This window comes from uncultured Agrobacterium sp., from assembly GCA_913777615.1.
In the GTDB taxonomy this organism is placed as follows: Bacteria; Pseudomonadota; Alphaproteobacteria; order Rhizobiales; family Rhizobiaceae; genus Agrobacterium.
The window spans coordinates 277,520-302,314 of sequence record CAJYTK010000004.1 but is presented as its reverse complement, the minus strand read 5'-3'; the positions used below and the strand labels follow the sequence as shown (position 1 = coordinate 302,314).

Below are 24,795 nucleotides of genomic sequence, written 5' to 3'. Positions count from 1 at the left end.
GCGCTGGTGAAAGTCCTAAAATATATATTTCTGGTTTTCTTGCTGGGCTTCATCGGCATTGCGCTTGGCGTAGCTGTGCCGAGACCACTTACGCACAGTGAGGCCACCACCGGCGAGACGTCCCGCCGTATCCTGGTTCTCAGCAACCCCATCCACACCGATATCGCGGTGCCGGCGGATGCGGAGTTGTTGTCGCGCTTTGCCTTTCTGCGCGATGCCGATCTCGAGATCGATCATCCTGGTCTTCGCTACATCGTCTTCGGTTGGGGCGGGCGGGCATTCTATACCCAGACACCCACATGGGCCGATCTGCGACCGATGCCTGTGTTGAAGAGCCTTACCCTTGACCGTTCGGCCATGCATGTGGCGCTGGCTGGCGATATCGCTCTTGCCGACCCCAGCGTCTTGCCTGTTGATCTGTCTGCTGCGGGATATGAAAGACTCATCGATTTCATTGCCGCGAGCTTCTCAAAGGCGGATGGCGAGCAGGTCCCGCTTCCCGGCGAGTCCTACGGCAAGGACGATGCGTTTTTCGAAGCCGAAGGTTGGTTCAATGTGCTGGTGGGCTGCAATATCTGGACGGCTGCCGCGCTTCGACAGGCGGGCGTGAGCACCGGTTTGTGGACGCCCTTGCCGCGCCTTCTGACGGCGTCTTTGCGGTTGCATAATGATGCGGGCGTCTTTTCCGCAGGGTTTCTTCCGGTTGGCAGATAGCGATAGCGACAGTCGAGCCGGTGAATTCTGTGGCTTATATCCCTCGGTCCTGAACGACATCTCCGCCGCAACACTTCGTCTCCCCGCGAATTGACACGGCCCCATCGCTCGGATGACATAGCGCCACAAAAGCCCTGCGCAGAGAAAGTCCAACAAATGCTCGACTTGCACCAACTGCTGATCGTCTATGTCGCCTATATCATCGCAGTTGCGAGCCCAGGTCCGAGCAATATGACGATCATGGCGATCGCTATGAGCCAGGGCAGGGCGCCGGCCATCGTGCTCGCGCTTGGGGTCATGACGGGCTCTCTCACCTGGGCGGCTATTGCCGCGACGGGGCTATCAGCTGTGCTCGCCACCTATGCCAATGCGCTCTTCGTCATCAAGATCGCCGGTGGCTTCTATCTGCTTTATCTCGCCTACAAATCCGCACGGTCTGCCTTTGCCAAGGCTCCGCAGGCTGAGCCCGGCATTGCGACCAGCAGCAGGGCGGATTATGGCAAGCTTTATCGCCGTGGCCTGCTGCTGCACCTCACCAATCCGAAGGCGGTTCTGGGGTGGCTCGCCATCATGTCGCTTGGCCTCAAACCCGGCGCCGGGCCTGCAACGCTTGCAGCGATTATCTGCGGGTGCGCGTTGCTCGGCCTCGTGATCTTCTGCGGTTATGCCCTGCTATTTTCAACGGCACCCGCAATCCGGATTTATCAGAAAGCCAAGCGTTCCATTGAGGTGACGCTGGCGCTGTTCTTTGGTTTTGCAGGCATCAAACTGCTGCTCAGCAGGGTTTAGCGAGCGCGGCAGATGGCGGTCGGATCGAAGCCGACAGGTGGCAATCCATTTCAGCCAGCCTGACATCGGAGCCCCATCGTGAATGGAGCAAGGCAAAATTTGCAGATCAATGACGCGATGAGAACCGATATCGCCAACTCGGTTTTATGCTGGCTGGCAACGGTCGATGCCGATGGGACGCCCAATGTCACGCCGAAGGAAATCTCTTCCTCCTATGGTGACGATCGTATCGTCGTGGCTGACATTGCCTTCAGTAATACTGTTCGAAATATCCGCGCGCACCCTGCGGTATGCGTCAGCTTCATCGACGTCTTTCGCCAGCGTGGCTTCAAAGTGACGGGCCAGGCTGTGATTATCGGGCCAGACGACATTGATTTTTCCACTGTTGGCGCGCGGTTGTTGCAAATGGGGGGCGATGATTTTCCCATCCGCCATATTATCTCCATCCAGATGGAGAAGGTTTCCCGTATCCTGGCACCAAGCTATCGGCTTTTCCCGGATCGAACCGAAGGCGAGAGGATGGCTAGCGCCTATCAAGCCTATGGTGTCGAGCCCATCTGATCTGGCCCGGCTGGCAGATGTGTCCGCGCGCCTCGATCAAGCAAGCGTTTTGATGTTCGGAAAGTGAGTTTTCATGTCGAGCGACAAACCATCCTTCACCCGCGTCTGCCCCATCCTGCGCATCTTCGACGAGGCCAAGGCGCGTGAGTTCTATATCGATTTCCTCGGGTTTTCGGTGGATTGGGAGCATCGCTTTGGCGATAATTTTCCGCTCTACATGCAGGTCTCGCGTGCAGGCCTCGTCCTTCATCTAAGCGGGCATCATGGCGATGCGACGCCTGGTTCGACCGTGTTTGTCGAGACTGTCGGTGTGGAAGCCTATCAGCGCGAGCTTGCGGCGAAAGATTACACCTACATGAAGCCCGGCATCGAGCCGCTGCCCTGGGGACTGCAGATGGAGGTGACCGATCCTTTCGCCAACCGCATCCGCTTCTGCGAGCGGCAAGAGGCGAAAAGCGCTTGACCCTGCGGTCAGATTAAATCATAGAACGCGCCAACAGCGAACCGCCTGCACGAACCCTCGTGCGGGCGGTTCGTGCGTTTTAAGGGCCATTTCTGCAATTCGTTTGCATCTGCACGGGGTTTCGTCATGAATGCTGAAGGTAACGCTCTCGTCCGAAAGCTGGCTTTCTGGGGCATTCCGTTTTCGTTTCTCGTCCTCGGACTGAAACTTTCGGCATGGTGGGTGACCGGCTCGGTCGCGCTTTTGTCCGACGGTCTGGAGTCGACCGTCAATGTGGTTGCGGCCTTCATTGCCTATTTCGTCATCCGTTATGCGCAAAAGCCCGCAGATGACGATCACCAGTTCGGCCATCACAAGGCAGAATATATATCTGCCGTGGTCGAAGGTGTGTTGATCGTCGTGGCCGCTCTCCTGATCGTCAAGGAAGCCTGGGGCGGATTGTTCGAGCCGCGCTTGCCAGAGGCGCCGGTGCTGGGTCTGGCGATCAACGCCTTTGCGGGCGGGCTGAATGCCGTCTGGGCAACCATTCTTATCCGCGTTGGTCGCAAACACGCTTCGCCTGCGCTAACGGCCGATGGTCATCACATCATGTCGGATGTCGTGACTTCGATCGGTGTCCTGATTGGCCTCGTGCTGGCGATCGTCACGGGCTATGCGATCCTCGACCCGCTGCTCGCCATTTTGGTTGCCATCAATATTCTCATCCAGGGCTCCAAGGTCATTCTCCATTCGCTCGGCGGGCTGATGGACAAGGCGGTGGAGCCGGAGGAGGACGAGGCGATCAAGAAGGCGATCGCGGAAAATTCCGCTGGCGTGCTCAATGTGCATGACTTGAAGACCCGCAGGGCAGGGGCGGCGGCTTTCATCGATTTTCACGTCGTCGTGCCCGCCAGCATGTCGGTGGGCGCGGCGCATGAGATTTGCGATCGCCTTGAAGATGCCATAAGGGGCGTGATACCCGGCGCCACGCTTGCCATTCACGTCGAGCCTGAAAGCGAACAGGCCCATGGCGTCCGCGTCAATGTGTTAGAACCAGGAGTTTAAGCCATGTCAGTGACGGATGTTTCCGGCCTGTCCCAGCTGGGCGCGCAGGTCGCGGCCCCTGAAAATCCAGAAAGTGCCGTTCTGGAGCGCGTCCCGAACGGCAATGCGGGAACGGATTACGTCGTGCGCTTCACTGCGCCGGAATTCACCTCGCTCTGCCCGATGACGGGACAGCCGGATTTTGCCCATATCGTCATCGATTACATCCCGGGTGATTTCCTTGTGGAATCGAAGTCTCTGAAGCTCTTTCTGCATTCCTTCCGCAATCACGGCGCATTTCACGAGGATTGCTCGATCTATATCGCCAAGCGCCTCGTCGACCTGCTGGCGCCCAAGTGGCTGCGCATCGGCGCTTACTGGTATCCGCGCGGCGGCATTCCCATCGATGTGTTCTGGCAGACCGGGCCAGCGCCCGAAGGCGTCTGGCTGCCGGATCAAGGGGTGGCGACCTACCGTGGTCGCGGCTGACAGCCTATCCAGGAATCTCCGTTGGTTACCTAGAAATCGTGGCTTCTACGCTTCGGATTGTTAGGCTACGGGAGTTCTGGCACAGGCATCATAAAGGCTCAGACGAAAGAGCTATCGTCGCCTGAGTCGAAGTCCATGTCGTTGCTGCTATCGTCATAACTCGTGTCGTTGTCGTCCGGCGTATAGTCCGCCTGCTGGACGTCATTGTCGTTGTTATCGGCGTTGGCCTGCTGTGGGTCGTCGCCGTAATAATTGTTGATCACGGTTTCTTCGACCGGCGCATTGCCAACCGGGTTGCCGCCGGAAAATGGCGAGCCCCAGCCGGATGAGGCCATGTGGTTGGAGAAAATGCCGCTTAACGAATTGGCGAGCAGCATGCCGCCGGCCACGCCCGCTGCAGTGCCAAGCGCACCCTGGAGGAATCCTCCGCCTCCGCCACCGGCGCGTCCGAAGCCGGAGGCCTGCTGGCTCCACGGACCGCTCGGCTGCTGCGCATCCTGACTTCTACCCCAGGGTCCAGCGGTCTGCCCGGACATGTCGTTGCGGTAGGTCGACTGCGGTTGTGGCGGCTGTGGGGTTGGTGCAGGAGCGGGCGCCTGCGGCTGGTTGGTGCCGAATATGGAGCTCAGAAAACCGCCCTGGGTGCCGCGCTGCTGGTCGCCGGCGCCGGATTCGAGCTGGTGGATACGCTCTTCAAGCTGCTTGATGTGGGCGGCTGCGGCTTCCAGGCCCTTTTCCTGCACGATGACGGCCTGTGCGAGGTAATAGGGTGCATGCGGCTGATCCCGGACCGACTGGTCGATCAGTGCTTCGGCTTCCGGGTCACGGGCGGTGGACGATGCGGTCCTGATCCTGTCGAACAGGCCCTTGAGCAGTTGGGTTTCTTCTGGTGACATCTCTTGCCTCCTTGGCATGTCGAGAAACGCATACCAAGGAGGTAGAGTTCAAATCGGATTTTTCAAAGCCCCGATTTCTTACATTTCTGTAATCCGATACCTCATCCGCCGAAAGCGAGAGAGAGACCGGCAAGCGCCGTCAGGGCGCCCGCGATACGGGCTGCGGTGGAACCGAAGCGCGAGACGCCCAGACCAAGGGCCACGCCGGCAAGGTGCAGGAGCGCGGTTGCGATCATGAAGCCGATGCCGAACTGCAGCGCGCCCGCCGTTCCAAGCTCGCCACCATGCGCGTGACCGTGGAAGAGTGCGAAAACACCGACGATGGCTGCTGCCGCTACGGTCGGAAGCTTGGCAGCGATGGCCACCAGGAGGCCAAGGCCGATGACGGAGGCGAGGATGGCAGGCTCGACGAAGGGCAGGCCAACGCCGTAGACGGCGAGGAAGAAGCCCACTGCCATGGTGCTGACGAAGGCTGCCGGAACGGCCCATAATGCGTTTTTGCGGTCCTCACTCATGGCGATCTGCGATGCCCACAGGCCAACGGCGACCATGGCAAGGATATGGTCTGCGCCGAAAAGCGGATGCGACACGCCGGCCATGAAGGAGCCGTGCTCTTCCGGGTTCAGGTGGGCAAAAGCGGGCAGGGCGGTGGCGCCAAGGCTGGCTCCGGCGAGAATAAGTCTTTTCAGCATCGTTCCCTCTTCGAATTTGGCTGGTCCGGTGCCTGCCGTTCTTGGGAACACGACATCACCTTCGATGCCAACGATATGTCAATCGGTGAGAGCCTGTCCATGCGGCATTTGCCGGGGGTCAGCCGATTGAGCGCTTTTATTAAGCAGTTCCGCGCCTTGTCTTTTTCGCTCATTGTTTTACGACACAAATCACACTATGTCCGATAGGCAATGAATTATGTTGGAGACCGTCCGTATGAACGAAGAAGAAGACGACAAGAGCAAGGAACTGCCGATCGGTAAAGAAACGGAAGCGAATCTTTTCAAGTCGCGTTCGATCTTCATTTATGGCGGGATTACCCAGGAACTGGCGCAGAAGGTCTGCACGCAGCTTGTCGCCCTTGCTGCTGCAAGCGATGACGACATCCGCGTCTACGTCAATTCGCCAGGCGGCCACGTCGAGTCCGGCGACAGCATCCACGACATGATCAAGTTCATCAAGCCGAAGGTCTATATCATCGGCACGGGCTGGGTCGCATCTGCTGGTGCGCTGATCTACGTATCGGTGCCGAAGGAACGTCGCCTCTGCCTGCCCAACACCCGCTTCCTTCTGCACCAACCCTCCGGTGGCACGCGCGGCATGGCTTCCGATATCGAAATCCAGGCTCGCGAAATCATCAAGATGAACCAGCGCCTGATCAAGATCTTCTCCAAGGCCACTGGCCAGACGGAAGAAAAGATCGCCAAGGACATCGATCGCGACTACTGGCTCGGCGCAGATGATGCCGTCTCCTACGGTCTCGTCGGCAAGATCGTCGAGCACCAGTCGGAAGTCTGACGGACTTCGCGACGTATTGATTTGAATTGAAAGCCCGTGCCGGTGAAAGCTGGCGCGGGCTTTTGCTTTGTGTTCAAACGAGAGTGCCGGAAGGTACTCGGATTGGCTGCAACGGCCTTGCACGACTCTGCGTTTTTTGGTCAGCCTCTACGTGAAATATTATCCGGGTAGGCCATGTTCAAAGATTTCTCCCTCCAGGCCCTGTTCATGGGTTGCCTCACGGCCTTTGTAGGCTTTGCCAGCTCTTTCGCTGTGGTGCTGCAGGGCTTGAAGGCTGTCGGCGCAACGGATTTCGAGGCGGCATCGGGGCTGATGGCGCTGTCCGTCTCCATGGGGCTTTGCGCCATCGTGTTGTCGGTTGCGACGAGACTGCCGGTCAGCATTGCATGGTCCACGCCGGGTGCTGCACTTCTGGCGACGACGGGTGTCATCGAAGGCGGCTTTCCGGCAGCGGTGGGTGCTTTCATCATCTGTGCCGCGTTCATCATCATCGCAGGCTTGTTCAAGCCGCTCGGTCGGGCAGTGGCCTCCATTCCGGCACCGCTTGCCAATGCCATGCTCTCCGGCGTCATCATTGGTCTCTGCTTTGCACCGATCAAGGCGATTGGTTTCAATCCGGCGCTCGGCCTCCCGATCATTCTGGCCTGGATCGTCGTAGGGGCCTTCAAACGACTTTTCGCGGTGCCTGCAGCGCTTTTGGCCTTCGTGCTGGTGATGATCTTCGGTGTGGACATCCCGGCCGGCGCTTTCGACACGCTGGCGCAGTCCCTGACGCCGCCTATGGAGTGGGTCACGCCGATATTCAGCCTGCATGCGGTCGTCTCGATCGCATTGCCGCTCTTCATCGTTACCATGGCATCGCAAAACATCCCCGGCATCGCGGTGCTGAAGGTCAATCATTATGATCCGCAGCCCGGACCACTCTTTGCCACGACAGGCTTCTTCTCAATTCTTTCGGCACCCTTTGGTGGCCATGCGGTGAACCTTGCGGCGATCACCGCTGCGATGTGTGCGGGCGAGGATGCCCATTCAGACCCGAGGCGTCGCTATTGGGCGGCAATCATTGGCGGTGTCGGCTACATCATCCTTGGCCTGCTGGCCGGTGTCGTCACCGCTTTCGTTGCGCTGGCGCCGCCCATTCTTATCCAGGCGGTGGCGGGGCTCGCACTCGTCGGTGCCTTTTCCGGCTCGGCTGTTGCGGCCTTCAAGGAGCCGGAAACACGCGAAGCGGCAGCGATCACATTTCTCGTGACAGCGTCCGGGCTGTCCTTCGCGGGAATCTCCGGCGCTTTCTGGGGACTGCTTGGCGGAGGGTTGATGATGGCGCTTCAGCGGGCGGTGGTCGCTATAAGAGCGCGTTCTCTAAAATGACGGGTGACGGCAGAAGATTACTTGTCAGATCAAAAACCGCTGTTTATAGAAAATGCATGACCAATTGCACCGAGACCTTTTCCGGCATGAGCGCGCAGATTTCTGCGAATGCTTCGCCGTGCGGTGCACTCTCGCTTCTTAGCCTCGACCTTACACGCGGTTGCCGGGTCCAGTGAGGAGCGCCCGGCGGCCGAAAGCCCGCTGGTGCCAATGCTCCTCAACTCGAAATCTCATTTCATTCTGGATTTAAGGCCCGACCAAGGGCACGGCATCTGCCAGTGGCTTATCAGCCCGCGGATGCTTGAAGGAGCAAAACGATGGACGCGAAGACAAACACCATTTCCAAGGGCATGCCTGAAGCCGGCGTCAAATATCGCCCCTATCCCACCATCAACATTCCCGATCGCACATGGCCAAGCAAAACCATCGAGAAAGCGCCGATCTGGTGTTCGGTGGATTTGCGTGACGGCAACCAGTCGCTGGTCAATCCGATGGGTCATGACCGTAAGGCACGCATGTTCAAGCTGCTGTTGGACATGGGCTTCAAGGAAATCGAGATCGGCTTCCCGTCCGCCTCGCAGACGGATTTCGACTTCGCCCGCTGGTGCGTGGAAGAGGGCAATGTACCCGATGACGTGTCGCTGCAGGTCCTGGTGCAGTGCCGCCCGGAACTGATCACCCGCACCTTCGAGGCGCTGGAAGGCGCCAAGAACCCGATCATCCATTTCTACAACTCCACCAGCGAATTGCAGCGCCGCGTTGTATTTGGCAAGGACGTCCACGGCATCAAGCAGATAGCCGTCGATGCGGCGAAGATGATCACCGACATGGCGGCAAAGGCTGGCGGCGGTTATCGCTTCGAATATTCGCCGGAAAGCTTTACCGGCACGGAGCTGGAAGTTGCGCTGGAGATCTGCAACGCGGTGATCGACGTGGTGAAGCCGACGGCCGACAACAAGCTGATCCTGAACCTGCCCTCCACCGTGGAAATGGCAACGCCGAACATTTATGCCGACCAGATCGAGTGGATGTGCCGCAACATCGACAACCGCGAAAACGTCATCATTTCGCTGCATCCGCATAACGACCGCGGCACGGGTATCGCGGCCACCGAACTCGGCCTGATGGCCGGCGCCGACCGCGTGGAAGGCACGCTGTTCGGCAATGGCGAGCGCACAGGCAATGTGGACGTGGTAACACTGGCACTGAACATGTATACCCAAGGTGTGGACCCGGAACTGGATTGCACCGATATCGAGCGCATCAAGGCCGTCTACGAATATTCCAACGAAATGACGATCCCTGAGCGGCACCCTTATGTCGGCGAGCTGGTCTACACCGCCTTCTCCGGCTCGCATCAGGATGCGATCAACAAGGGCATGAAGGCGATCAAGGTTGCCAATCACCCGGTCTGGGAAGTGCCCTATCTGCCGATCGACCCGAAGGATGTCGGACGTTCCTACGAGGCGATCATCCGTATCAACTCGCAGTCCGGCAAGGGCGGCATCGCATATATCCTGCAGGAGGATTACGGCCTCAACCTGCCGCGCAATCTGCAGGTGGAATTCCGCGAGGACATTCAGCGCATCACCGATGAGGAAGGCGTGGAACTGCCAGCCAAGCGCATCTATGAACGCTTCATGGAGCGCTATGTGACGCAGTCCAATGCACGCCTGAAATTCGTCGATCACCACACCTATCCGGCAGGCGATTTCAAGGGCGTGCGCGTCGTGGCCGCCGAAATCATGGACAAGGGCGAGGTGAAGCGGATCGAGGGCAAGGGAACGGGTCCGATCGATGGCTTCATCAACGCGCTGTCCACCTATCTCGGCATCGATCTGTCGGTGAACGATTATTCCGAACACTCGCTGCAGCACGGCTCCAACGCATCGGCCATCGCCTATGTGGAAATGGAGCACCCGGGCGGCAAGCTCTTCGGCGCGGGTATTAACACCAACATCGTGGGTGCTTCGCTGGAGGCAATCGTGTCTGCCGCCAACCGCGTGTTGGAAGAGCGGGCGAATTAAGGCTGGTACTTCGCCTCACTCTGTAACGAGGAAAAGCCGGAGGAAGCCTACTCCTCCGGTGCCTGCTCCACCGGGTTGCCGAAGCCCAGGGGGCGGCCATTGTGGTAGAAGACGCGAATGTCTTCCAGCTCGATGCCAGTCGATTTCTCGTTGAGGCTGAAACGTTCGCAGGTCACGTCCCATTTTCCGGGGCCGCCGGAGATATTGAAGAGGTTATAGCCGGCGCGCGGCTTTTCTGCTCCTGGTCCCTGGCTTGCGGAGGCAATGCCGACGACGGGGATGTGGTCCTGACCCCGATGGGTGCTCAGCCAGTAGACCGTGTTGAGGTGGGTGTGGCCATGCAGCACGAGTTCTGCGCCACCGGTACCAAGTGCTGCGGCAAAGCGGCGGATGCCAATCATGCGTTTATGGGTCGCGGCAGCGCCGCGCACCGGCGGATGATGGATCATCACCACGCGGAACAGGCCTTGTTCACCGGCCTTTTTCAGCAGATCCGCCGTGGCGCGTGCCTGGCGACGGCCGAAATAGCCCGTCGCGGAAAAGGGTGGTGTGGCGATGGAGGTGGAGCAGCCGATGAGCGCCACAGGGCCGCGAACCCGCATATAGGGGAAAATCTTCAGGTCCTCGTTCCAGCTATCCGCATCGCCATCGCCGCGCACATAAGGATACCAGGCGGCCATCGCCTTGTCGTGCGCGCCGGGAACATAGGCGTCGTGGTTGCCGGGTACGACCGAGACTTTCAGCGGATCGCCCACTTCCTCCAGCCAGTCGGCGGCGGCGCGGATTTCGATGCCGGTGGCGAGATTGACGAGGTCGCCAGTAATTGCGACGTGATCGGGCGCCTTGGTTTCCATATCGTCCACCAAACGCTCCAGCGTATCGGTGAAAAGATGCTTGCGGCGGTTGAGCCGCCAGTTCACAAAGCCGGTGATGCGCTTGGAGGCCAGTTCGCGGAAAGTGAGCTTGGGCAATGGCCCGAGATGAACGTCAGAAATATGGGCGAGCTTGAACATGGGGTCAGACATATCGTATCCGTGTTGAGGCGTGCAATGCGAAACCTCGGTATTTCAAGGGGATAAGCGCTTCAACCGGGCAAGTTGACGGAGAGTTGAACTTTGAGTGAGAACCGCAAGCTCAGTGAAGGGTTCCGGCAGCTGTTTCGGAATATCGCCAAAAGGATCGTGCACGGGTTCTTTTTTATGCGCCGCGGCATGACCCTTGGGGTGCGCGCCGCCTGTTTCGATGATCAGGGTCGCATTTTCCTCGTGCGGCATACCTATGTTTCCGGCTGGCATATGCCGGGCGGCGGTGTCGAGCGAGGGGAAACCGGATTGCAGGCGCTGCACAAGGAAATCCGGGAAGAGGGCAATCTGGTTGCCACGTCTGTGCCCCAACTTGTCCATGTCTATTTCAACAATCGCACCAGCGACCGCGACCATGTGCTGCTCTATCGCCTGACTGTCAGGCAGACCGCTTTGAAGGCGGCGGACCGTGAGATTGCCGAGAGCGGGTTCTTCCCGCTCGACGCGCTGCCCGGCGAGACGACATCCGCCACGCGTCGTCGTCTTGCGGATCTATCCGGTCACGCTCTGCCGGACGATTACTGGTAGCCTCCCGCCAACCTTGCGCGATCATGGGCCTTTTCGAGCTCCAATTCCGGTCCAACCGGAACGATGCCGGTCGGGTTGATCGTCTTGTGGCTGCGGTAATAATGCTCCTTGATGTGGCGAATATCCACCGTCTCCGGCACGCCGGGCGTCTGGAACAGGTCTCGCAGATAGCCCGTCAGGTTCGGGTAATCGTGAATGCGGCGGATATTGCACTTGAAGTGACCGACATAAACAGGATCGAAACGCACCAGTGTGGTGAACAGCCGCCAATCGGCTTCGGTCTGTTCCGGGCCCAAAAGGAAGCGTTGGTTTGAAAGCTGCTCCTCAAGCATATCCAGTGTCTCGAATACCTTGGTCGCACTTTCTTGATAGGCGTCCTGCGTGGTGGCGAAGCCCGCCTTGTAGACGCCGTTATTGACGGTGTCGTAGATGAGGTCGTTGAGCGCATCGATTTCGCCTCGCTTTGCTTCTGGGTAGAAATCGAGTTCCGATCCGGTCAATGCATCGAAGGCGCTGTTGAACATGCGGATAATCTCCGCCGACTCATTGGAGACGATGGTGTTCTGCTGCTTGTCCCAGAGCACCGGTACGGTGACGCGGCCGGAATAGTGCGGATCGGCCTTGGTATAAACCTGCCAGAGAGCCGACGATCCGAAGAGGTGATCCTCAGTCGCGCCCGGCACGCGCTCATCCTCAGGCTTGAATTCCCAGCCATTTTCCAGCATCAGCGGATCGACCACGGAAACCGGGATGTAGTCTTCGAGTTTCTTCAGCTTGCGGAAGATAAGTGTGCGGTGCGCCCAGGGACAGGCAAGCGAGACGTAGAGGTGGTAACGGTCCTTCTCTGCCTTGAAGCCGCCCTGGCCGGAGGGGCCGGGCTCGCCATCGGCAGTGATCCAGTTACGGAACTGCGAGGCGCTGCGTTTGAAGTGCCCCTTGGTTTCCTTTGTGTCGTACCACACATCCTTCCAAACGCCGTCTACCAGCATGCCCATCTGCTATCTCCTTGTTTCGTCGCTCACTCTAGGATGGGAAGGCGCTAAAGCGAACCCTCGCATCGATGAACAATGCGTTCTCGCTTCGTGAATGCGGCGGTGCGGCCTTTTGTTCTGGACCCTGCGATAATTTCCTGATATCCGCGATGTTCATATTGCTGAGGAAATTTTGATCTATGACCGAACCACGGACGCTCCGACGACGCTGACGCTCTTCTTGCCCTGTCAGGCAATGTCAGGCGCACCGTCACACATCGTCATGTCCGTATTCAACGTTCCGGTCTCCTCATGTCCAAGCACGAACTTGTCTACCTCACCGAGGACGCGTCGCACGACGCCGTTATCGAACTTATCAATGCAGAAGCTTTTGGTCCTGGCCGGCATACGCGGGCTGCCGCGCGCATCCGCGAGCAGGGGCCGCACGACCGTTCGCTCTCCTTCATCTGCGCCGATGATGGCGAGACCATCGCATCGGTGCGGATGACGCCGGTTCGGGCCGGTGAGGTCAACGGCCATATGCTGGGACCGCTGGCGGTGCGGCCATCGCACAAGAATATGGGGATCGGGCGTGAACTGGTGCGGATTGCGATTGCCGCCGCCAAGCGTAAGGGTTCGGAGGCAGTCATCCTGATTGGCGATCCGCCCTATTACATGCCGCTCGGTTTCGAGAAGGTCGCTTATGGCGCGCTCGATTTTCCAGGTCCGGTCGACATGAACCGTGTGCTCGTGGTGCCGCTGGCGCATAACGTTCATCAGCGGCTCAGAGGCGAAATTGGCTGGCAGCCATTCGACGGCAAGACCGGAGAAAAGGAGGAAGAGCTTGTTTTCGAGCTGCCGCTCCGCGCTGTCGGTTGACGCAAAACGCTCTTTGACGCCTTGACACTGCCCGCCTGACCTAAGCAACGTGCGCCGCACATTGAGTTCGGGTCGCAAGGGGGCGATGATGACGTCGATTACGATGAACGATGCGCTGGATCGCGCAGGCGCCGGTGCTTATCAGCGCAGGCTGATGGGTATCTTCGGTCTGGTCTGGGCGGCGGATGCCATGCAGGTGCTGGCGGTGGGTTTCACCGCCGCCTCGATTGCCGCGACCTTCGGGCTGACTGTCCCGCAGGCCTTGCAGACCGGCACCGCCTTCTTCCTCGGAATGTTGCTTGGCGCTATCGGCTTCGGCCGCATGGCCGACCGCTACGGTCGCCGCCGCGTGTTGATCGTCACCGTCGCCTGCGATGCGGTCTTCGGTATTCTCTCGATCTTCGCGCCGGATTTCACCATTCTTCTCGTGCTGCGCTTCCTGACGGGTGCAGCCGTCGGCGGCACGCTGCCGGTAGATTATGCGATGATGGCGGAGTTTCTTCCGGCCAAAAACCGCGGCCGCTGGCTGGTTCTGCTGGAGGGCTTCTGGGCGGTCGGCACGCTGGTCGTGGCCCTTGCCGCATGGCTTGCGAGCCTTTCGGGCGTCGAGGATGCGTGGCGCTACATCTTCGCTGTCACCGCCTTTCCCGCGCTGATCGGCATCGGCCTGCGTTTCCTCGTGCCGGAATCGCCGCTTTACCTTTTGAGGACCGGTCGTTCGGAAGAAGCGAAAGTCGTCGTCAACTCCATGCTCAAGACCAATGGTCGCGCGACACTGGATGAGCGGACCGGCATTGCGCAGTCTGAAGCGTCGAAAGGGCAGGGCCTGTTTTCGCCAGCACTTCGCCAGCGCTCCATCATGATCCTGGCCATCTGGTTTCTGGTCTCGGTCTCCTATTACGGCGTCTTCACCTGGATGCCGGCGCGCCTTGCGGGCGAAGGTTTCGGCTTCGTGCGTGGCTATGGATTTCTGGTTCTGGTCGCACTCGCCCAGATCCCCGGCTATGCGCTGGCGGCCTATGGCGTGGAAAAATGGGGCCGCAAACCCACATTGATCGGTTTCTGCCTGCTGTCTGCTCTTGGCTGCCTGCTCTTCACGCTCGCCACCACCGGCGCGATGATCGCCACGTCACTGCTGCTGATGAGCTTTGCGCTTCTCGGCACCTGGGGCGCGCTCTACGCCTATACGCCGGAGCTCTACCCGACGGAATCCCGCGCCACCGGCATGGGTGCTGCAGGCGCCATGGCGCGGCTCGGCGGATTGCTGGCACCTTCGTTGCTTGGCTATGCCATTGCGCAAGGCTTCGGATTTGCCGTCGGCATCTTTGCCGGGCTTCTGGTGCTTGCGGCCATCGCTGCGACCATGATCAATGCGGAGACGCGTGAGGTTAGCCTGTCGTAAAACTCGTGAGCACATCGACCAGCCTGAGCGGGTGTTCTCGCTCAGGCGTAATTCCTCAGACCAGTGATTTCTTCAGATAGGTCATGGCGTAATCCGGCCCGAAATCTCCAATCGCGCCAAAAATCTCGTACCCGCATTTCTGATAGAGCGTCAACGCGTCCGGGCTCATCGTGTCGATGTAAGCGCCGGTGCAGCCGCGTTTGCGGGCTTCATCCTCGGCCATGCCAAGAAGCTTGGGGCCGAGGCCCTGGCCGCGCAACTCTTGCGGAATGAAGAGGAGGGCGGTGTAGAGCCAACCGCGTGCGGTGTGGCCGGAGAGACCACCGATGACGGCGCCATCATTGTCTTTCAGCGCGATGACCAGTTCTTTCCATTCGGCGGGGCCGAAGCGCTGGAGGTTGTAGCCTTTCAGGGCGGCGAGGATGGCGGCCTTGGCGCTGTCGTCTGTGCCATCGGCCAGTTCGATGTCGTAGTGCATCTTATCTGCCTTCGCGCCACCAGAGAGCGGAGAAGGCGAGCAGCAGGGCGCCGAGACCAGCAAAGCCGGCAAACAGCGGCAAGCTGTTGACGCCTTTGAGCACCGTCTCGTCCGTCATGCGGATCAGCATGCGATCATTATCGGCAACGCGAACCTCACCGCGCACGGGGAGAATATCCGGCAGGACGACGCGATTGGCAACATCGACCACGCGGTGGACACTGCCACGCGTCGCATCGGCCAACGGTTTCAGCGAATCCGTTGTGGAGATCATTGCCTTGAATTCCGGTGCGTCCACAGCGCCGACATGGACAAGCGTGGTAAAGTCGCCATTGGAGACTTCGTAGAGGCCTGTCTCATTCATCCGGCGCTCGATCTTGTAGAGACCCGGATCCGTCTGGGTGAAGTCCATCGTCTCGGTCTTGCCGGATGGGAACTTCACTGTCGCTTCGCCAGGATTGTCGCCGATCGTCTGGCGGGTAATTTCCAGCATGCGGCCATTGGCGCGCGCGGTCAGCGCCTCTTCCTCAAGCTCCGGCTCCTTCATAAGCCAGTGGGCGATGCGGCGATAGAGCGCCACATGCGGACCGCCGCCTTCGAAGCCGCGCGCCCAGAGCCAGCCCTGGTCCGAAAGCAGCATGGCAACGCGGCCTTCACCCTGGCGGTTCAGCACCAGAAGCGGATCTTGGCCGCTACCCAGCATCACCGTCTGACCCTGCGGCTGTTCGACGCCGACGGTGCGGAACCAGCGGCCCCAATGGGGCGGCTCATCGCCTGAGCCTTCCAGACCGCGCGTCACTGGGTGCTTCTTTCCGGCGTCCGAGAGGCGCGGATAGAAGGCCCCTTGATTCACCTGACCGGTTGGCTGGGCAGGCAGAACCGATTCAAGCGGCGTCAGCGCAATCGAATCCTGACCGGCATGTTCGGGACCGGCAGCAATCAGCAACGCACCGCCCTTTTCAACATATTGGGCGATGTAATCATAATAGAGGATCGGCAGCACGCCGCGATGCTGGTAGCGGTCGAAGATGATCAGATCGAAATCGTTGATCTTCTCGACGAAGAGCTCACGCGTCGGAAAGGCAATCAGCGACAGCTCGTTGATCGGCGTGCCATCCTGCTTTTCCGGTGGGCGCAGAATGGTGAAGTGGACCAGATCGACGGAGGTGTCGGACTTCAACAGGTTGCGCCAGGCACGTTCACCGGCATGCGGTTCGCCGGAAACAAGAAGCACGCGCAGGTTCTGGCGGATGCCTTCGATAACGTGGACGGCACGGTTATTGGTGGTGGTGACTTCGCCCGGCAGTTCGGCGACCGAGAACTCCATCACATTGTTGCCGCCGCGTGGCACCTTGAAGCTGAAGGGGATCGGACGACCGGGTACTACCTGAAGGTTGCCGATCTCCTCGCCATTCATCTTGATGGTGACGTTTGCCGTCCCACTTTGCGTGCGGCCTTCGTCGAAGACGCGGAGCGTCAGCTGCTGCTCCTCATTGACGATGCCGAAGCGGGGAGCGCGAACGACCTCGATGCGGCGGTCGAACTCATCGGCGCGACCGGTGATCAAGCCATGGATAGGCGCCTTGAAGCCGAGCGTCTGCTCGATATCCGGGGTTGCGTTGGGGATGTCGTGGATCTGGCCGTCACTGAGGAAAATCGCGCCGCCGACGCGCGAGGGCGAGACATCCGATACGGAGGCCGAGAGGGCAGAAAAAAGATTTGTGGCGGGCGAATCGCTGTTCTCGTCATTGCGAACCTCGACAATGCGCGGCTCGATGCGGGGAAAGCGGGCAAGACGCTCCTTGAGATTGGCGAGCGCCTCGTCGGTTTGCGCGGTGCGCTGCTGAACATCCTGACTTTGCGAGCGGTCGACGATCACAGGCACGATGGTGGAGAGCGGTTCGCGCTCCTCGTTGGTGAGCAGCGGATTGGCGATGGCGAGTAGCAGTGCTGCAAGCGCCAGCCCACGCAGCCACGCGCCGCGCACGCCGCGCAACAGGCCGGCGATCGCGAGAACGAGTGCCGCGCCGGCCAGAATGGCGATAACGGTCCAGGGCAGGAAGGGGGCGAAGGTGAGCGTCATGCGTTACTGCCCCAGTCTTTGGAGAATATCGGGGACATGCACCTGATCGGCTTTATAGTTTCCGGTCAGCATATACATCATGATGTTGACGCCGGACCGGAAGGCATGTTCGCGCTGCATTTCATCCGGCGGAACGGTGGGCAGGACCGGCGCGCCATTGTCGTCTACCGCCCATGCGCCGGCAAAATCGTTGCCGGTGATGATGATCGGGGAAACTCCATCGCCTGAAGAGGAAATGCCCGATGTGGTCTTTGCCGCATCCTGGCGCGATTCAACCCAGAGCGGACTGCCGGTGTAGCGACCGGGGAAATTTTTCAGCAGATAGAAGGAACGGGTGAGGACGTGATCCTGCGGCACGGGCTCCAGTGGCGGGATATCGACATTGGCAAGGATTTCCTGAAGCCGCTGCCCGTTGGCGCTGGTGCCGCTATTCAAAGATGAAAATTGGTCGCGGGTGTCGAAAAGCACGGTGCCACCGGCGCGCATGTAGGCGTCGATGCGCGAGATCGCCGCTGTGGACGGCATTGGCGCATTGGCGGAAATCGGCCAGTAGATGATCGGGTAGAAGGACAGCTCGTCCTTGGAGATATCGAGGCCGACCGGCGTGCCCGGTTCGAGCGTGGTGCGCCATGTCAGGAACTCGCTGAGCCCCTGCAGGCCCTGTTGCGAGATGCGGTCCACCTCGTCCTCGCCGGTTTTCACATAGGCAAGATGCGTCGTGTCGAGATGGTTGAGGATTTCTTCGTCGCCTGGCTTCGCATCGTTTGCATGTACGGATTTCGGATGAAGCATGGCGAACACGCCGACTGCGGCAATCAGAATGGCGGCAGTGGCTGAGCGGGAGCGCGAAACACGAGAGAAACCGCCGCTCATGAAAAGGATGATGAGGCTATCGGCAAAGAGCATGAGGAGAGCCGCGATGAAGAGGGCAGGGCGAAGCGATGTCGCCGCTTCCCCGACAAGGCCTTCGGTCGCAACAGCCGTTCCGGCAAGCGATGTGTCGATCGGGCGAAGCGTGGCGCCGGGGGGCAAAAGGTTGAGGGCGACGAAGCCGGTCTCCGTGCCGTAAAGGCCGGGCGGGTTGTCGAAGCTGGCGCGTGGCGTCTGGCCGGGGCGCGCTTCCAGCGGGCGAGCCGAGCCGATATCGGGCGAGAGCGAGCCGGTCGCGGTCAAAACGCGATAGGGCGGAAGTGCTGCGGCCGGCGCATTTGCAGACGCCGACGAGCCGCCGACCTGCGACTGCTGAACGATCCGGCGCAGCATTTCGACGAAGTGGCCGGAGATCGGCAGGTCCGACCAGCTCGCTTCGGCACTGACATGGAAGAGCACGATGCGACCGGCATCGACCGTGCGTGTGGTGACCAGCGGCGTGCCATCGGCAAGGCTTGCCCAAGTACGCTCGGCAAGATCAGGCGTCGGTTCGGCCAGCACCTGGCGCTTGATGTGGACGCCGTCTGCGCGCGGCATCCCGGCAAAGGGACCGAAATTGGGGAAATCTGCGAGCGGCTGCGGTTCAGCCCAGGACAGAGCGCCGCCGAGAGCGCGTTCGCCCTGGCGCAAGGTCACCGGCACCAGCGGATCTTCAGCGGGTGCTGCGGCAAGGCGTGGACCGGCAAATCGGATCAGCGTGCCGCCCCGCGAAAGCCAGCGTTCCAGCGGCGCATAGGTTTCCTGCGGCAGACGACCGATATCGGCCATGACGATGACGGATGGATTGCTTTGCAGCAGCTCGGGAATAGCGACGGCGAGATCCGGCTGCTGTTGCGGCACAAGATCGACATAGGGCTGCAGGGCGCGGCTGATGTAATAGAGCGGCTGGAGAAGCGGCTGGAAATCATTGCCGGTCTCACCGGCAAGAAGCGCCACTCGGCGGCGGCGGAAACCGTCATCCAGCAGGTGGACCGAACCCGCGGTGGAGAGCCGGTCGATGGAGAGGCGGGCAAAATCGTTGCGCAGTTCGAAGGGTGCGTTGAGCTTGGCGGTGGTTTCGGCGGCGCCGGGGGCAAAGCTTGCGCCGTCGCTTGCCAGAATGCGGCCTTGGGCATCCTGGGCATTGATCGTGTAATTGGCCGGGCCGTTAGTATTGAGGCGCGACAGCGAAACACTCATGGTTTCGGCGCCATTTTCCGCACCGGTAATGGCTGCCACCTGCTGGCCATCGCCTTCGATCACACGAAATTCGGAGGCTTGCAGGCTGGCAAGGCTGCTGAGTGCTGCACGGTCTTCCGGCGTTGCGACGCCATCGGTGATGAAGGCGAGCGTTCCGGGCGTCGTGCCGTTCATCGCCTCGATCACGGCTTCAGCCGCGCGGACGCGATCCGGCACCAGCGGCTGCGGCTTGGCGGCGGCAAGTTTTTCCAGTGCGGCTGCCGTCGTGCCAGGCTCGGCATCATGTTCGCGGTCTGCGGTGAACGTCAGCGAGACCGGGCGCTCGGCCCGCTCGGCATCGCCGATCAGCGCTTCGGCGGTTCTGACCCGGCGGTCCCAATCCGGCGCCGAGGCCCAGCCATTATCGACGACCAGCACCAGCGGGCCGCTTCCGGCGAGCGTGTTGTCGCGCGGATTGATGACGGGATCGGCAAGCGCAAGAATAACGGCGGCGGCCAGCAGCATGCGCAGCAGCGTCAGCCACCACGGGCTTTTCGACGGTGTTTCCTCGCGCTTCAGCACCGTTGCAAGGATACGAAGCGGCGGAAAGACTTCCGCCTTGGGGCGGGGGGGCGTCAGCCGGAGGAGCCACCAGATGGCGGGCAGCGCCAGCAGGCCGAAGAGTATGTAGGGGCTGGTAAAGACGAAGGGCAGCGCGCTCATGTGCGGCCACCGTTGCGCCCGCCTGCGGGAGAGCCGGAGAGATACATATGCATGGCGACCAATGCTTCGGAGGCCAGATGGTCGGTGCGGTGGAAGACGAAGTTCCAGCCGAGCCTGCGCAGCGACGAGGACAGCGCTTCGCGGCGGGCAAGATAGGCCCGGGTGTAATCCTCACGAATGGTTTCGGCGCGCCCCGAGGTCAGTTTCTCGCCGGTCTCCGGATCGGAAAACTCCGTGCGTCCGCTATAGGGGAAGACCTCTTCCGCTGGATCGGCAATTTCCACCACATGACCGCCAAGCCCGCGGCGTGCGAGCGGCGAGAGCCTCTCCATGATGGTCGTCGCGTCATCGAGAAAATCGCCGATCAGCACGATGTCGCTCGCGCCACGGATCATGCTCGTGTCGGGAAGACCAGTGGTGGCCGGTGCGTGCATGATCGCATTGGCCAATCGTTCGGCGGCGTTGCGGGCAGAGACCGGTTCCATGATGCCAGGACAACCAATGCGCTCACCGGAACGGGCCAGAATCTCCGCCAGCGCCAGCAGCAGAACCAGCGCGCGGCTTTCCTTCGAGACGGTGCCGAGCGTCGACTTGTACATCATCGAGGGCGAGAGGTCCGCCCAGAGCCAGATCGTATGGGCGGCTTCCCATTCTCGGTCGCGCACATAGGTATGATCGTCGCGGGCGGAGCGCCGCCAATCGATGCGCGACAGGCTTTCGCCATCGGCATAGGGGCGGAACTGCCAGAAGTTTTCGCCGATGCCGCGCTTGCGGCGGCCGTGCCAGCCGGCGGTCACGGTGTTGGCGATACGCCTTGCTTCTACCATGCAATCCGGCACCAGAGCGGCGCGCTGGCGCGCGCGGGCCAGCACTTCGCTGCCCGATGTCTGCTCTACGATCTGGCCGATGGATGCCACATGCGCTCCTGTCTGTTTCTAAAGACCGTCGTCTTTGGTGACGGTTTAGTTCTTCGCCTGCTCGACAAGTCCCGCAATGACGTCCCGCACCGACATACCTTCGGCACGCGCTGCAAAGGTCAGCGCCATGCGGTGTTCCAGCACGGGTTCTGCCAGCGCATAGATATCATCGAGCGAGGGCGCCAGACGACCTTCGTAAAGCGCACGTGCACGCGCCGTCAGCATCAGCGACTGACCGGCACGCGGTCCTGGACCCCATGCCACATTCTTGTCGGTCAGCTTGTTTCCCTGACCGGGGCGTGCGGAGCGGACGAGGCTGAGGATCGCATCCACCACCTTGTCGCTGACCGGCATCTGACGGATCAGCGTCTGGATTTCGATCAGCCGCTCGGACTCGATCATCCGGCGCGCTTCGGCAGATGCCGTTCCGGTGGTGTCGAGAAGGATCTGGCGTTCGGCGGCAAGCTCCGGATAATCGACATCCACCTGCAGCAGGAAGCGGTCGAGCTGCGCTTCGGGCAGGGGATAGGTGCCTTCCTGTTCCAGCGGGTTCTGGGTTGCGAGCACATGGAAAGGTTTGGGCAGGTCGTAACGCTGGCCGGCCACGGTGATGTGATATTCCTGCATGGATTGCAGAAGCGCCGATTGGGTGCGGGGGCTTGCGCGGTTGATTTCATCCGCCATCAGAAGCTGGCCGAAGATCGGACCCTTGATGAAGCGGAAGGAGCGGCGGCCGCTCTCATCCTGATCCATGACTTCGGAGCCGAGAATATCGGACGGCATCAAATCCGGGGTAAACTGGATGCGGTTGGCATCGAGCCCAAGGACGGTGCCGAGCGTGGTGACGAGCTTGGTTTTGGCCAGACCCGGCACGCCGACAAGCAGCGCATGGCCGCCGGACAGGATGGCAAGGAGCGTGTTCTGCACCACCTTCTCCTGACCGAAGATGACCTTGGAGACTTCGCCGCGAATGGCAGCGATATCGGCCAATGCCTTTTCGGCAGCGGCGACGATCGTCTTCTCGTCGAGGGTTTCGGTGGTGTTCATCACGCCCATATGGCTCTCCTCAAAACCCCGCCGCAGCGGTTCTTAAACGTCAACCTTCCTATTGGAATACAGGAGGGATTTGGCGCTGCCTATAGCTTATTGCCACGCTTACCGCTGACAAGCATCCTTTAAATGACTATCTCGTTACCCATGTTCCTTTATTGCATAATTGGCAAAGCAGGGCTCGAATATGGCAGATGACAGGATTAATGCGGCACCGGATGCGGCAGGGCTTGCGGCATTGATTTCCCGCGCCAGAGAGCAGGCGGGCGACAAGCCCCGCGGACCGGCTCCGGTAGAGAAATGGAACCCGCCTTTCTGCGGCGATCTCGATATGGAAATCCGCGCTGACGGAACATGGTTCTATATGGGCACGCCGATCGGCAGAGCGCCGCTGGTGCGGCTGTTTTCCACGGTTTTGCGCAAGGACGAGGATGGCAAGACCTATCTCGTCACGCCTGTGGAGAAGGTTGGCATTCGTGTTGCCGATGCGCCCTTCATTGCCGTCGAGATGAGCGTGAGCGGAAGGGACGGTGACCCACTTTTGACCTTCCGTACAAATGTTGGTGATGTGGTAGAGGCGGGGCGCAATCATCCGCTGCGCTTCACCACGGGCGGCGATAATGACGAACTCAAACCCTACCTTCTCGTGCGCGGGCGGCTGGAGGCCTTGGTGTCTCGCGCAGTGATGTATGATCTGGTCGAGCTCGGCGAGGTGATCGAGGTCGATGGCAGAGAGATGTTCTCCGTGCGCTCGGGCGGAGAGGTGTTTCCGATCATGCCTGCCGATGAGCTGGAAGCGCTTGCCCGATGAATGCCGACCTGATGACCTATTCCGCCGCCGATTTCCGGCGGCGTGTTCTTGAAGATGGCGAAGGCGTTGCCGAGCGCGAGGGCCGTGACCTCGGTGACCATCATTTGAACCCCGGCATCCGACTTTCCGGCGATGGCATCCGGCTGAAGAACGCGGCTGTGCTGGTTCCAGTCATCGATGACCGCGACGAGGCTCGGGTGATCTTTACCCAGCGGACCAAGACGTTGCGCAATCATTCCGGCCAGATTTCCTTCCCCGGTGGCGGGATCGATGCGCAAGATCGCTCGCCGGAAGAGGCGGCGTTGCGGGAGACGGAAGAGGAGATCGGCGTCTCGCGCCAATTCATCGAGACCGTCGGACGCATGCCGGACTATATTTCCGGCACCGGGTTTCGCATCAAGCCTGTGCTGGCGGTCGTCAAACGCGGTTTTACCCTGACGCCCAACCCGGACGAGGTGGATGAGGTGTTCGAGGTGCCGCTGTCTTTCCTGATGAACCCTGCCAACCACAACCGGGGCAGCCGGATGTTTCAGGGGAGAGAGCGCTTTTTCTACGAAATGCCCTATGGCGAGCGCTACATTTGGGGCATTACGGCGGGGATCGTGCGCAGCATTTACGAGAGGTTTTATTCATGAGCGGCATTGCCGGGCAGAGCTGGTTTTCCAAACCCGGCCTTCAGCGGATTTTTTCGCTTCTGAACGCCGATGGGGGCGAAGTGCGCGTGGTGGGTGGTGCCGTTCGCAATGCGCTGATGGGGATGCCGGTCGGCGACATCGATATGGCAACGACGCTACCTCCGCAGGATGTGGTGGAGCGGGCGAAAGAGGCCGGCATCAAGGCGGTGCCGACGGGTATCGACCATGGCACGGTGACGCTGGTAGTGGATGGCGAGGGCTATGAGGTGACCACGCTTCGCCGCGATGTGACGACCGACGGACGTCATGCGGAAGTGGCTTTCGGAACAGACTGGAAAGAAGACGCCGAACGCCGCGACCTGACGATCAATGCGCTTTACGCGGATGCTTCCGGCGAGGTCATCGACCTGATCGGTGGACTTGCCGATATCGAAACCAAGACCGTTCGTTTTATTGGCGATGCGGCAACGCGCATCGCCGAAGATCACCTGCGCATCCTGCGCTTCTTCCGCTTCTTTGCCTATTACGGCTCTGGCCGTCCGGATGCGGATGGCTTGAGGGCAAGCGCACGCGCCAAGGACAAGCTCTCGACACTCTCTGCCGAGCGGGTGTGGAGCGAAATGAAGAAGTTGCTTTCCGCTGACGATCCGTCGAGAGCCCTGCTCTGGATGCGGCAAGCCGGTGTGCTTGCGCAAATTCTGCCGGAAACGGAGAAATGGGGCATCGACGCGATCCATGGTCTGGTCGCGTCCGAGCAGGCGCTTGGCTGGAAGCCCGACCCTATGCTGCGGCTCGCATCCATCATCCCGCCCGATGCGGAACGTGTTGCCGCTCTTGCCAGCCGCTTGCGCATGTCCAAGAACGAGGCGGCGCGTCTCGATCAATGGGCGAAAGCGCCAGCCGTCGATCCGTCGCTCGCCGAGACTGCGCTTGATCGTCTGCTCTATCGGCAGGGTATCGAGGGCGTCAAGGCAAGGCTGAAGCTTGCCCTCGCCTCCGCAAGGGCGGATGTGTTTGGCGCAGACGCATCGATGCAGAAGATCGCCCGCCTTTCCATGCTGCTGACGCGCGCCGAGAAGTTCAGCAAGCCCGCGTTTCCGTTAAGCGGCGCTGATGCCTTGGCCGCAGGCCTTCCCGCCGGTCCGCAAGTGGGCGAGATTTTAGGTGAGCTTGAAGCAACGTGGATTGATGGAAATTTCGCGCTGGATCGCGAGGCCTTGCTGTCTCGTCTGACCCGCAAACTGCAGGATCGTCCGTAATCCGTGTCACCCCGGATCGCGTCCGGGGTGAGCGGTAAAATAGCACT

24 protein-coding genes are annotated in these 24,795 nt (G+C 60.4%); 15 read left to right on the top strand and 9 right to left on the bottom strand.

Annotation, left to right across the window (positions count from 1 at the left end):
• Nucleotides 1–6 precede the first annotated feature (6 nt).
• The 6 genes from QZ862_RS03435 (at nt 7) to queF (ending at nt 4,039) form a co-directional block, all read left to right on the top strand.
• Nucleotides 7–714 (top strand): TIGR02117 family protein, encoded by a 708-nt coding sequence (locus QZ862_RS03435; protein ID WP_363315897.1) that lies wholly within the window; start codon nt 7–9, stop codon nt 712–714.
• A gap of 156 nt (nt 715–870) precedes the next feature.
• Nucleotides 871–1,503, top strand: coding sequence for a LysE family translocator (locus tag QZ862_RS03430; protein ID WP_296097509.1), 633 nt, complete (start codon nt 871–873; stop codon nt 1,501–1,503).
• A gap of 99 nt (nt 1,504–1,602) precedes the next feature.
• On the top strand, nt 1,603–2,064 hold the full coding sequence (locus QZ862_RS03425) for a pyridoxamine 5'-phosphate oxidase family protein (protein ID WP_296097506.1): 462 nt from the start codon (nt 1,603–1,605) through the stop codon (nt 2,062–2,064).
• A gap of 73 nt (nt 2,065–2,137) precedes the next feature.
• Nucleotides 2,138–2,527: a glyoxalase superfamily protein gene (locus QZ862_RS03420; RefSeq protein ID WP_296097504.1), complete on the top strand. Its 390-nt coding sequence runs from the start codon at nt 2,138–2,140 to the stop codon at nt 2,525–2,527.
• 126 nt (nt 2,528–2,653) lie between these two features.
• The gene (locus QZ862_RS03415) at nt 2,654–3,571 is read left to right on the top strand and encodes a cation diffusion facilitator family transporter (RefSeq protein ID WP_296018002.1); all 918 of its coding nucleotides are present in this window, start codon (nt 2,654–2,656) and stop codon (nt 3,569–3,571) included.
• Between the two features lie 3 nt (nt 3,572–3,574).
• Nucleotides 3,575–4,039, top strand: coding sequence for a preQ(1) synthase (gene queF / locus QZ862_RS03410; RefSeq protein ID WP_062426350.1), 465 nt, complete (start codon nt 3,575–3,577; stop codon nt 4,037–4,039).
• A gap of 98 nt (nt 4,040–4,137) precedes the next feature.
• Here queF and QZ862_RS03405 read toward each other — a convergent pair whose 3' ends face one another.
• On the bottom strand, nt 4,138–4,935 hold the full coding sequence (locus QZ862_RS03405) for a DUF2076 domain-containing protein (protein ID WP_296097501.1): 798 nt from the start codon (nt 4,933–4,935) through the stop codon (nt 4,138–4,140).
• Nucleotides 4,936–5,036: 101 nt separating this feature from the next.
• Nucleotides 5,037–5,627 carry a HupE/UreJ family protein gene (locus QZ862_RS03400; protein ID WP_296097500.1) on the bottom strand — a complete coding sequence of 197 codons (591 nt, stop codon included), beginning with the start codon at nt 5,625–5,627 and terminating at the stop codon, nt 5,037–5,039.
• Between the two features lie 235 nt (nt 5,628–5,862).
• On the opposite strand from QZ862_RS03400, the gene QZ862_RS03395 reads away from it, so the two are divergent.
• From QZ862_RS03395 to leuA, 3 genes are all read left to right on the top strand, one after another.
• A complete protein-coding gene (locus QZ862_RS03395; RefSeq protein ID WP_144621303.1) occupies nt 5,863–6,444 on the top strand; it encodes an ATP-dependent Clp protease proteolytic subunit in 582 nt (193 codons plus the stop codon).
• Nucleotides 6,445–6,618: 174 nt separating this feature from the next.
• Entirely contained in the window at nt 6,619–7,815 is a 1,197-nt protein-coding gene (locus QZ862_RS03390) for a benzoate/H(+) symporter BenE family transporter (protein ID WP_296097498.1), read from the top strand.
• Between the two features lie 317 nt (nt 7,816–8,132).
• Entirely contained in the window at nt 8,133–9,842 is a 1,710-nt protein-coding gene (gene leuA / locus QZ862_RS03385) for a 2-isopropylmalate synthase (RefSeq protein ID WP_296097496.1), read from the top strand.
• A gap of 47 nt (nt 9,843–9,889) precedes the next feature.
• On the opposite strand, the gene QZ862_RS03380 is transcribed toward leuA, so the two are convergent.
• Nucleotides 9,890–10,855 (bottom strand): metallophosphoesterase, encoded by a 966-nt coding sequence (locus QZ862_RS03380; protein ID WP_296097618.1) that lies wholly within the window; start codon nt 10,853–10,855, stop codon nt 9,890–9,892.
• Nucleotides 10,856–11,041: 186 nt separating this feature from the next.
• Here QZ862_RS03380 and QZ862_RS03375 point away from each other — a divergent pair, with 186 nt between their 5' ends.
• A complete protein-coding gene (locus tag QZ862_RS03375) occupies nt 11,042–11,452 on the top strand; it encodes an NUDIX domain-containing protein (RefSeq protein WP_296097494.1) in 411 nt (136 codons plus the stop codon).
• Here QZ862_RS03375 and QZ862_RS03370 read toward each other — a convergent pair.
• A complete protein-coding gene (locus QZ862_RS03370; protein ID WP_296097492.1) occupies nt 11,443–12,447 on the bottom strand; it encodes a glutathione S-transferase family protein in 1,005 nt (334 codons plus the stop codon). The genes QZ862_RS03375 and QZ862_RS03370 overlap by 10 nt on opposite strands.
• A 288-nt stretch (nt 12,448–12,735) precedes the next feature.
• On the opposite strand from QZ862_RS03370, the gene QZ862_RS03365 reads away from it, so the two are divergent.
• Nucleotides 12,736–13,302, top strand: coding sequence for an N-acetyltransferase (locus QZ862_RS03365; RefSeq protein ID WP_296097489.1), 567 nt, complete (start codon nt 12,736–12,738; stop codon nt 13,300–13,302).
• Nucleotides 13,303–13,390: 88 nt separating this feature from the next.
• Nucleotides 13,391–14,704 carry an MFS transporter gene (locus QZ862_RS03360; RefSeq protein ID WP_296078680.1) on the top strand — a complete coding sequence of 438 codons (1,314 nt, stop codon included), beginning with the start codon at nt 13,391–13,393 and terminating at the stop codon, nt 14,702–14,704.
• Between the two features lie 55 nt (nt 14,705–14,759).
• On the opposite strand, the gene QZ862_RS03355 is transcribed toward QZ862_RS03360, so the two are convergent.
• From QZ862_RS03355 to QZ862_RS03335, 5 genes are read right to left on the bottom strand one after another with little or no spacing between them, the layout of a single operon-like run.
• A complete protein-coding gene (locus tag QZ862_RS03355) occupies nt 14,760–15,182 on the bottom strand; it encodes a GNAT family N-acetyltransferase (RefSeq protein ID WP_296097487.1) in 423 nt (140 codons plus the stop codon).
• Between the two features lies 1 nt (nt 15,183).
• Complete coding sequence (locus QZ862_RS03350; protein WP_296097485.1) at nt 15,184–17,265, bottom strand: hypothetical protein; 2,082 nt, start codon at nt 17,263–17,265, stop codon at nt 15,184–15,186.
• A gap of 3 nt (nt 17,266–17,268) precedes the next feature.
• Entirely contained in the window at nt 17,269–20,076 is a 2,808-nt protein-coding gene (locus QZ862_RS03345) for a DUF4159 domain-containing protein (protein WP_296097483.1), read from the bottom strand.
• A complete protein-coding gene (locus tag QZ862_RS03340; RefSeq protein WP_296097481.1) occupies nt 20,073–20,993 on the bottom strand; it encodes a DUF58 domain-containing protein in 921 nt (306 codons plus the stop codon). The genes QZ862_RS03345 and QZ862_RS03340 overlap by 4 nt, the downstream gene beginning before the upstream one ends.
• A gap of 45 nt (nt 20,994–21,038) precedes the next feature.
• Nucleotides 21,039–22,049, bottom strand: coding sequence for a MoxR family ATPase (locus QZ862_RS03335; protein WP_296014523.1), 1,011 nt, complete (start codon nt 22,047–22,049; stop codon nt 21,039–21,041).
• Between the two features lie 181 nt (nt 22,050–22,230).
• Here QZ862_RS03335 and QZ862_RS03330 point away from each other — a divergent pair, with 181 nt between their 5' ends.
• Genes QZ862_RS03330 through QZ862_RS03320 form a run of 3 tightly spaced genes read left to right on the top strand, consistent with a single transcriptional unit; the run spans nt 22,231 to nt 24,748 of the window.
• The gene (locus QZ862_RS03330; protein WP_296097479.1) at nt 22,231–22,854 is read left to right on the top strand and encodes a DUF1285 domain-containing protein; all 624 of its coding nucleotides are present in this window, start codon (nt 22,231–22,233) and stop codon (nt 22,852–22,854) included.
• Nucleotides 22,851–23,489, top strand: coding sequence for a CoA pyrophosphatase (locus QZ862_RS03325; protein WP_296097477.1), 639 nt, complete (start codon nt 22,851–22,853; stop codon nt 23,487–23,489). The genes QZ862_RS03330 and QZ862_RS03325 overlap by 4 nt, the downstream gene beginning before the upstream one ends.
• Nucleotides 23,486–24,748: a CCA tRNA nucleotidyltransferase gene (locus QZ862_RS03320; protein ID WP_296097476.1), complete on the top strand. Its 1,263-nt coding sequence runs from the start codon at nt 23,486–23,488 to the stop codon at nt 24,746–24,748. The genes QZ862_RS03325 and QZ862_RS03320 overlap by 4 nt, the downstream gene beginning before the upstream one ends.
• Nucleotides 24,749–24,795 lie beyond the last annotated feature (47 nt).

Coding starts and splice junctions, on each gene's coding strand:
- QZ862_RS03430 (WP_296097509.1), top strand. CDS start 871: ATGCTCGACTTGCACCAACTGCTGATCGTCTATGTCGCCTATATCATC.
- QZ862_RS03420 (WP_296097504.1), top strand. CDS start 2,138: ATGTCGAGCGACAAACCATCCTTCACCCGCGTCTGCCCCATCCTGCGC.
- QZ862_RS03415 (WP_296018002.1), top strand. CDS start 2,654: ATGAATGCTGAAGGTAACGCTCTCGTCCGAAAGCTGGCTTTCTGGGGC.
- queF (WP_062426350.1), top strand. CDS start 3,575: ATGTCAGTGACGGATGTTTCCGGCCTGTCCCAGCTGGGCGCGCAGGTC.
- QZ862_RS03405 (WP_296097501.1), bottom strand. CDS start 4,935: ATGTCACCAGAAGAAACCCAACTGCTCAAGGGCCTGTTCGACAGGATC.
- QZ862_RS03400 (WP_296097500.1), bottom strand. CDS start 5,627: ATGCTGAAAAGACTTATTCTCGCCGGAGCCAGCCTTGGCGCCACCGCC.
- QZ862_RS03395 (WP_144621303.1), top strand. CDS start 5,863: ATGAACGAAGAAGAAGACGACAAGAGCAAGGAACTGCCGATCGGTAAA.
- QZ862_RS03390 (WP_296097498.1), top strand. CDS start 6,619: ATGTTCAAAGATTTCTCCCTCCAGGCCCTGTTCATGGGTTGCCTCACG.
- leuA (WP_296097496.1), top strand. CDS start 8,133: ATGGACGCGAAGACAAACACCATTTCCAAGGGCATGCCTGAAGCCGGC.
- QZ862_RS03380 (WP_296097618.1), bottom strand. CDS start 10,855: ATGTTCAAGCTCGCCCATATTTCTGACGTTCATCTCGGGCCATTGCCC.
- QZ862_RS03375 (WP_296097494.1), top strand. CDS start 11,042: ATGCGCCGCGGCATGACCCTTGGGGTGCGCGCCGCCTGTTTCGATGAT.
- QZ862_RS03370 (WP_296097492.1), bottom strand. CDS start 12,447: ATGGGCATGCTGGTAGACGGCGTTTGGAAGGATGTGTGGTACGACACA.
- QZ862_RS03365 (WP_296097489.1), top strand. CDS start 12,736: ATGTCCAAGCACGAACTTGTCTACCTCACCGAGGACGCGTCGCACGAC.
- QZ862_RS03360 (WP_296078680.1), top strand. CDS start 13,391: ATGACGTCGATTACGATGAACGATGCGCTGGATCGCGCAGGCGCCGGT.
- QZ862_RS03355 (WP_296097487.1), bottom strand. CDS start 15,182: ATGCACTACGACATCGAACTGGCCGATGGCACAGACGACAGCGCCAAG.
- QZ862_RS03350 (WP_296097485.1), bottom strand. CDS start 17,265: ATGACGCTCACCTTCGCCCCCTTCCTGCCCTGGACCGTTATCGCCATT.
- QZ862_RS03345 (WP_296097483.1), bottom strand. CDS start 20,076: ATGAGCGCGCTGCCCTTCGTCTTTACCAGCCCCTACATACTCTTCGGC.
- QZ862_RS03335 (WP_296014523.1), bottom strand. CDS start 22,049: ATGGGCGTGATGAACACCACCGAAACCCTCGACGAGAAGACGATCGTC.
- QZ862_RS03330 (WP_296097479.1), top strand. CDS start 22,231: ATGGCAGATGACAGGATTAATGCGGCACCGGATGCGGCAGGGCTTGCG.
- QZ862_RS03325 (WP_296097477.1), top strand. CDS start 22,851: ATGAATGCCGACCTGATGACCTATTCCGCCGCCGATTTCCGGCGGCGT.
- QZ862_RS03320 (WP_296097476.1), top strand. CDS start 23,486: ATGAGCGGCATTGCCGGGCAGAGCTGGTTTTCCAAACCCGGCCTTCAG.